Genomic DNA, 7335 nt, shown 5'->3' with positions numbered 1-7335 from the left:
CCACCGGCACGCTCACCGTGCTCCACGCCCTCCCCGGCCGCCAGGTCGAGGTCGGCGCCCTGCTCGCCGTCGTCCAGGACGCCCCCGTCGCACAGGAGGACCAGCCGTCATGACTTCCGTACGCAGCAGTGCCGTGGAGAGCCAGGAACTCAAGGACCTGCGGGCCGCCGTCGCGGCCCTGGGGCGGCGGCACGGCCGGGGCCACGAGCGCGAGGCGCTGTGGGCCGAGGCCGCCAAGCTCGGCTACCTGGGCGTGAACCTGCCCGAGGAGTACGGCGGCGGGGGCGGCGGCATGGCCGAGCTGTCCATCGTCCTGGAGGAGCTGGGGGCCGCCGGGTGCCCGCTGCTGATGATGGTCGTCTCGCCCGCGATCTGCGGCACGGTCATCGCCCGCTTCGGCACCGAGGAGCAGAAGCGCGCCTGGCTGCCGGGGCTCGCGGACGGCTCGCGGACCATGGCGTTCGGCATCACCGAGCCGGACGCGGGCTCCAACTCGCACCGCATCACCACCACCGCCCGGCGCGACGGGGAGAGCGGCGGCTGGATCCTCACCGGCCGCAAGGTCTTCGTCTCCGGTGTGGACATCGCGGACGCCACCCTGATCGTCGGCCGCGCCGAGGACGCGCGGACGGGAAGCCTCAAGCCGTGCCTGTTCATCGTCCCGCGCGACGCCCCGGGCTTCGGGCGCTCCCGGATCGACATGGAACTCCACGCCCAGGAGAAGCAGTTCGAGCTCGTCCTCGACGAGGTGCGGCTGCCCGCCGAGGCGCTGGTCGGCCACGAGGATGCCGGGCTGCTCCAGCTCTTCGCCGGGCTCAACCCCGAACGGATCATGACGGCCGCGTTCGCGATCGGCATGGGCCGCTACGCGCTGGCCCGCGCGGTCGCGTACGCGTGCGAGCGGCAGGTGTGGAAGGCGCCCATCGGCGCCCACCAGGCCATCGCCCATCCGCTCGCCCAGGCCCACATCGAACTGGAGCTGGCCCGGCTGATGATGCAGAAGGCCGCCGCGCTCTACGACGCGGGCGACGACGCGGGCGCGGGCGAGGCCGCCAACATGGCCAAGTACGCGGCGGCCGAGGCCTGCGTCAGGGCCGTCGACCAGGCCGTGCACACCCTCGGCGGCAACGGCCTCACCCGGGAGTACGGGCTCGCGGCGCTGGTCACGGCGGCCCGGGTGGCCCGGATAGCGCCGGTCAGCCGGGAGATGATCCTCAACTATGTCTCGCACCGGACGCTGGGGCTTCCCAAGTCGTACTAGCCGTACCAGGAGCAGCACATGACCTACGTACAGCGGTCGCGGGAGCGGGGGATCGAGACCCTCGTCCTCGATTCGCCCGCCAACCGCAACGCCCTGTCGGCGGGGCTCGTCGGCGAGCTCGGCGCCGCGCTGGCCGACTGCGGCCGGGACCCGGGCGTCCGGGCCGTCCTGCTCACCCACACCGGCTCCGCCTTCTGCGCGGGCGCCGACCTCAAGGCGCCGCCCGACCCGGCCGCGTTCGTGGCGCTGCTGCGGGCCGTGGTCGAGCTGCCCAAGCCGGTCGTGGCGCGGGTGACCGGCCATGTCCGGGCCGGCGGGCTCGGGCTGCTGGGGGCCTGCGACATCGCGGTGGCGGGCCCGGACTCCTCGTACGCCTTCACCGAGTCGCGGCTCGGGCTCGCCCCCGCCGTGATCTCCATGCCGCTGCTGCCCCGGATGGACCCGCGCGCCGCCGGGCGCTACTACCTGACGGGGGAGCGGTTCGGGGCGGCCGAGGCGGTACGGGCCGGGCTGCTCACGGAGGCGGCCGAGGACGTGGACGCGGCCCTCGCACCCGTCCTCGACGGGCTGCGCCGGGCCTCCCCGCAGGGCCTGGCCGCGTCGAAGGCACTGGTCACGGCTACCGTGGTGGAGACATTCGACCGCTGGACGCAAGAGCTGAGCGCGCGATCGGCGGCCCTGTTCGCCTCGGACGAGGCGCGGGAGGGCGTGACCGCGTTCCTGGAACGACGGGATCCCGTATGGGTGTGGTGACGTCCGCCGCCAAGAGCCCCAAGCAGGACCGCAGCCGGGCGACCCGGCAGCGTCTGCTGGAGGCGGCGGTGGCCTGCCTGGCCGAACACGGCTGGACGGGCTCGACGGTGTCGGTCGTGGCGGAGCGGGCGGGCGTGTCGCGCGGTGCGGCGCAGCACCACTTCCCCACGCGCGAGGACCTGTTCACGGCGGCCGTCGAGTACGTCGCCGAGGAGCGCTCCTCGGCGCTGCGGGCCCTGGGCCCCACCGACCGCCACACCGTGGTCGCCAGCCTCGTCGGCCTGTACACGGGCCCGCTGTTCCGGGCCGCGCTGCATCTGTGGGTGGCCGCCGCCAACGAGCCCCAGCTGCACGCGCGGGTGCGGGAGCTGGAGGCCCGGGTGGGCCGGGAGTCGCACCGCATCGCGGTGGCGCTGCTCGGCGCGGACGAGTCGGTGCCGGGGGTGCGCGAGACGGTACAGGGCCTGCTCGACATGGCCCGGGGCCTGGGCCTCGCCAACCTCCTGACGGACGACGGCACCCGCCGGGGCCGGGTGGTGGCGCAGTGGGCGGAGCTCGTGGACCGGGCGCTGGGGCCGGCGGCCGGGCAGGTATGAGAACGGGGGCCGGGCGAGTGCCCGGCCCCCGCACCCCTGACGTGTGATCAGTGGGCGTTGTTCTCCGCGTCCTCGCAGGCCTTGGCCTGGCGGCGGAGCGCCTCGGCGTTCTGGTGCGCCTTGGCGGCGGCGGTGCGCTCGCCCAGGTGCTGCAGCTCGTCGGCCTTCCGGTCGAGCTGGGCGGCCTGCTGGCGCAGCTGGGCCGGCTCGCAGGTGATGATGCCGGCCTGCGCGGCGGGCGCGACGGTCACGGTAAGGCCGCCGACGAGCAGCGCGGCGGACAGGACGGTGGTGAGGGTGCGACGCATGCGGGCACTCCAAATTCCGGGCCGTGAGGGCCCGTTGCGGGGGGTTGGTACAGCGAAAACCCTACCCAACCGCAGCGACAAATGATCATGGGGGTCCGGCGGCCCGCACACGGGTGGCGCCGCCCCCGTCCCCGGGGCGGCGCCACACGTACCGAGTCGCGGGAGCGGGCTCAGGCCCGGATGTCCCCGTACCCCTCCACCTCGCGCGGGTCGCGCGGGCCCGGGCCGATGTAGCGGGCCGAGGGGCGCACCAGACGGCCCGTCCGCTTCTGCTCCAGGATGTGGGCCGACCAGCCCGCCGTACGGGCGCAGGTGAACATCGACGTGAACATGTGCGCCGGGACCTCCGCGAAGTCCAGCATGATCGCCGCCCAGAACTCCACGTTCGTGGCCAGCACCCGGTCGGGGCGGCGGGCGTGCAGCTCTTCGAGCGCGGCCTTCTCCAGCGCCTCGGCGACCTCGAAGCGGGGCGCGTCCAGCTCCTTGGCGGTGCGGCGCAGCACCCGCGCGCGGGGGTCCTCGGCGCGGTAGACGCGGTGGCCGAAGCCCATCAGGCGCTCGCCCTTGTCCAGGGCCTTCTTCACGTACGCCGTTGCGTCACCGGTCCGCTCGATCTCCTCGATCATGCCGAGGACGCGGGAGGGGGCGCCGCCGTGCAGCGGGCCGGACATCGCGCCCACCGCGCCGGAGAGCGCGGCGGCGACGTCGGCGCCGGTGGAGGCGATGACACGGGCGGTGAACGTCGAGGCGTTCATGCCGTGCTCGGCGGCGGAGGTCCAGTACGCGTCGACCGCCTTGACGTGCTTGGGGTCCGGCTCGCCGCGCCAGCGGATCATGAACCGCTCGACCACCGACTCGGCCTTGTCGATCTCGCTCTGCGGCACCATCGGCAGCCCCTGGCCGCGCGCCGACTGGGCGACGTAGGAGAGCGCCATGACGGCGGCGCGCGCCAGGTCGTCGCGGGCGGTTCGCTCGTCGATGTCGAGCAGCGGCTTCAGGCCCCAGACCGGCGCGAGCATCGCCAGCGCGGACTGCACGTCCACACGGATGTCGCCGGAGTGGACGGGGATCGGGAACGGCTCGGCGGGCGGCAGACCGGGGTTGAAGGCCCCGTCGACGAGCAGCCCCCAGACGTTCCCGAACGACACATGGCCGACGAGATCCTCGATGTCGACGCCCCGGTACCGCAGAGCACCGCCTTCTTTGTCGGGTTCGGCGATCTCCGTCTCGAACGCGACGACTCCTTCAAGTCCGGGTACGAAGTCGGACATCAGGCGGCTCCTCGTGATGCGTGCGACAGCTGCGGGAATGGGTCGGGCAGGGGGGCGCCCCTCCCCCCGTGATGCCCCGTGCGCGGTGGAAAGTCACCCACCGGGTCGTAGGGGGGCCACAGTGGCCCAGCGGAGAGTTTGGCGGGTCCGACGGGTGCGGGGAAGCGTGACATCCGGCACACTGCCCCATTTGCCACGCGGAGGGTTGGCGACCCTCCGTGCCGGGAAAACTGACACGCCGTGCCATGCGGGTGCGGCCGGGCGCACCCGCGCCCTCCTGCGGCAGGATGACGCCGTGACCGATCACGACCCCGCCGCCATGCGCCGCCAGTACCGCACCACGCTCCTGGACGAGACGGACCTCGCCGCCACTCCCATGGCCCAGTTCGCGCGCTGGTTCAAGGAGGCCGTCACCGCGGGGCTGCACGAGCCGAACGCCATGGTCGTCGCCACCGCCACCCCCGATGGCCGGCCGTCCACCCGCACGGTCCTGCTGAAGGCGTACGACGACGCGGGCTTCGTCTTCTACACGAACTACGCTTCCCGCAAGGGCCGCGAGCTGGCGGCGAACCCCCGTGTCTCGCTGCTCTTCCCCTGGCACCAGATCTCCCGCCAGGTCATCGTGGAGGGCGCGGCGGCGCGCATCACGCGGGAGGAGACCGAGGCGTACTTCCGGGTCCGTCCGCACGGCTCGCGGCTCGGCGCCTGGGCGAGCCCGCAGTCGGCCCCGCTCGCCTCCCGCGCGGAGCTGACCGACCGTTACGAGGAGCTGGCGGCCCGCTACCCCGAGGGCACCGAGGTCCCCCTCCCGCCGCAGTGGGGCGGCTTCCGGGTGGTCCCGGAGGCGGTGGAGTTCTGGCAGGGCCACGAGAACCGGCTGCACGACCGGCTGCGCTATGTGCCCGCGGCGCCCGGCCCGGACACCTGGCGGGTGGAGCGGCTCGCCCCGTAGACCGTCCGTCCGGGGCCGGACACGCAGAAACCCGCGGGCTCGGGTTCCTCCGGAGAGGAGCCGGCCGGACGTACCGGCGAGCCCGCGGGTCGGTGACTGCTGGGAATTTCGGCCGGCGACGTGCCGGCACCACACAAAGTGTGCGACTGGCAGGCGCTAGCCCGCAGTCACCTCACGCGTCCGGTATCCATACATCTGCCGAACCACCTCCCTTCTCGTGTGCACCACACATTAAGAAGCCGCGCCCGGCGCGACAACCGAATTATTCGGCCCGTTCCCCGGCCGACCGCTCGACGCAGAACTCGTTGCCCTCCAGGTCCGCCAGCGTCACCCACCCCGAGCCGTCGGGGCGGCGGTGGTCACCGGCCAGGGTGGCGCCGAGGGCGAGCAGCCGGTCCACCTCCTCGTCGCGGGTGCGGTCCTGCGGCTGGAGGTCGAGGTGGACGCGGTTCTTCACGGTCTTGGGATCGGCGACCGTCACGAACAGGAGCGTGGCGCCCTCGGCGGTCACCATGGCCTCCGGATCGCCGGGGAAGTCCTCGTCGCTGATCTTGCCGTCGAGGACCGCGGCCCAGAAGGTGGCCAGGGTGTAGGCGTCGGTGCAGTCGAACGTCGTATGACGTACAAGAGAGCTCATGGGCGCCACTATGTTCGAAGAGCCCGGGGCGGGAAAGGGCTTTACGCCCGGACGCCCGGACGCCCGGCCGCGGGACGGGCGGTGCCCGGTGGGTACGGTCCAAGCCACTGTGCGCAGCGGTACGGCCGGGACCGCCCGGGCCGCGGGAACGTCCCCGCCGGCGGACGCCGGGACGGCGAGGTGCGCCGGAGTGCGGGGCCCGGCCGCCGGGACGGGGGGAGCGGGCACGCCCGCCTCCGCCGCGCCGGGCGTCGAAAAACGATCCCTCCGGTACGGCGATTTCGGGGAAGTCGCTGTGGGATGCGTCACGTTCCAGTTCAATGATCTGACGCGCGTCGGTGCGTCGGCGCGTCGGTGTGACGCGGCGACACGTCCTGCAGGGGGTGCCAGGATGAGTGCTTCCCGGAGTGAGACCACCAACGCCCTCGGTCCCGACGAGCCGGACCGGGGCGACGACCACGGCCCCGGTGCCGCCCCCGGGCCCGAGCACGGCGGCGACCTGCTCGCCGCGCTGCTCGACGGCATGGACGCCGCGCTGTGCGCGTTCGACGCGGAAGGCGTGGTCACGCACTGGAACCGCGAGGCCGAGCGCATCCTCGGCTGGAGCGCGCGGGAGGCCGTCGGCCGCCGGGGCTTCGCCGGCTGGGCGGTCCGGGCCGCCGACGCGGGCGAGGTCGAGGGCCGTCTGATGGCCGCGATGGAGGCGCCCGGCCGCCAGGTCCACGAGTTCGCGCTGCTGACGAAGGACGGCGGACGGGTCCTCGTACGGACGCAGTCGGCCGGGGTCCGGGGCGCGGACGGCAGACCGGCGGGCGTGTACTGCGCCTTCAGCGAGGTGCACGCGCAGATCGACCTGGAGCGCTCCATCGCGCTCAGCGAGGCACTGTTCGAGGACGGGTCGTGGGGCGTCGTCCTGGTGGACGTGGACCTGCGCCCCACCGTCGTCAACGCGTACGCGGCGCGGGCGCTGGGAACCGGACGCGGCACGCTGCTCGGGCGCCCCCTCGGCGAACTGATCGCCCAGGGCGTGGAGGAGCTGGAGGGCGCCCTCCACCACGTCCTCGCGGAGGGCGCGCCCGCCTCGCCCGCCGAGCTGTGGGTGACGCTGCGCGCCAGCGAGGCCGAGCGCCGGCGCTGCTGGCGCAGCGGCTTCCTGCGGCTGGCCTCACCGCTGGCGGAGGAGCCGGTCCCGCTGGGCGTCGCCTGGCTCTTCCAGGACGTGACCGACGCCAGGCTGGCCGAGCAGGAGGCGGACCGGCTGCGCTTCCGCTGGAACCAGCTGTACCGGGCGGCGCGTACCGCCGCGGAGTGCGAGGACCCGGAGGAGGCGGCGATGGCGTACCTCGACTTCGCGCTCGCCGGGTTCGCCGAGCACGCGCTGGTGGACGTGGTGGCGGGGGAGCGGCTGGTACGGACGGCGGCGTCCCCGGCGAGCGCGCCCGGCCCCGTCGCGGCGGTGGCGGGCGGCGGCTTCCCGGTGCGGTACGCGCCCGGTCACCCCGCGCTCCAGGCGGTCGACCGGATCGGATCGGTGCGGGCCAGCGGGGCCGACGGGTG

Annotated in this window: 8 protein-coding genes; 5 read left to right on the top strand and 3 right to left on the bottom strand. The window is 74.1% G+C overall.

The genetic code is table 11. The features are described from left to right. The first annotated feature begins 109 nt into the window (after positions 1-109). From ACJA3G_RS25230 to ACJA3G_RS25220, 3 genes are read left to right on the top strand one after another with little or no spacing between them, the layout of a single operon-like run. Positions 110-1261: an acyl-CoA dehydrogenase family protein gene (locus ACJA3G_RS25230; protein WP_406555334.1), complete on the top strand. Its 1152-nt coding sequence runs from the start codon at positions 110-112 to the stop codon at positions 1259-1261. Between the two features lie 18 nt (positions 1262-1279). Beyond that, positions 1280-2014, top strand: coding sequence for an enoyl-CoA hydratase family protein (locus ACJA3G_RS25225; RefSeq protein ID WP_406555333.1), 735 nt, complete (start codon positions 1280-1282; stop codon positions 2012-2014). Continuing rightward, positions 2002-2610, top strand: coding sequence for a TetR/AcrR family transcriptional regulator (locus tag ACJA3G_RS25220; protein ID WP_406555332.1), 609 nt, complete (start codon positions 2002-2004; stop codon positions 2608-2610). Before ACJA3G_RS25225 ends, ACJA3G_RS25220 begins: the two co-directional genes overlap by 13 nt. A gap of 47 nt (positions 2611-2657) precedes the next feature. On the opposite strand, the gene ACJA3G_RS25215 is transcribed toward ACJA3G_RS25220, so the two are convergent. Both ACJA3G_RS25215 and ACJA3G_RS25210 read right to left on the bottom strand, forming a co-directional pair. Beyond that, positions 2658-2918, bottom strand: a complete 261-nt coding sequence (locus tag ACJA3G_RS25215; RefSeq protein WP_406555331.1) for a hypothetical protein — start codon at positions 2916-2918, stop codon at positions 2658-2660. A gap of 170 nt (positions 2919-3088) precedes the next feature. Further along, complete coding sequence (locus ACJA3G_RS25210) at positions 3089-4189, bottom strand: citrate synthase 2 (RefSeq protein WP_406555330.1); 1101 nt, start codon at positions 4187-4189, stop codon at positions 3089-3091. 319 nt (positions 4190-4508) lie between these two features. Here ACJA3G_RS25210 and pdxH point away from each other — a divergent pair, with 319 nt between their 5' ends. Continuing rightward, positions 4509-5141: a pyridoxamine 5'-phosphate oxidase gene (pdxH, locus tag ACJA3G_RS25205; RefSeq protein ID WP_406555335.1), complete on the top strand. Its 633-nt coding sequence runs from the start codon at positions 4509-4511 to the stop codon at positions 5139-5141. Positions 5142-5403: 262 nt separating this feature from the next. Here pdxH and ACJA3G_RS25200 read toward each other — a convergent pair whose 3' ends face one another. After that, positions 5404-5778 carry a VOC family protein gene (locus tag ACJA3G_RS25200; protein WP_406555329.1) on the bottom strand — a complete coding sequence of 125 codons (375 nt, stop codon included), beginning with the start codon at positions 5776-5778 and terminating at the stop codon, positions 5404-5406. A gap of 391 nt (positions 5779-6169) precedes the next feature. Here ACJA3G_RS25200 and ACJA3G_RS25195 point away from each other — a divergent pair. After that, the coding region (locus tag ACJA3G_RS25195) for a PAS domain-containing protein (protein ID WP_406555328.1) at positions 6170-7335 on the top strand (1166 nt) is incomplete at its 3' end.

This window comes from Streptomyces sp. YS-3, assembly GCF_045257485.1.
Lineage (GTDB): Bacteria > Actinomycetota > Actinomycetes > Streptomycetales > Streptomycetaceae > Streptomyces.
This window is presented reverse-complemented; position numbering and strand designations above follow the sequence as displayed.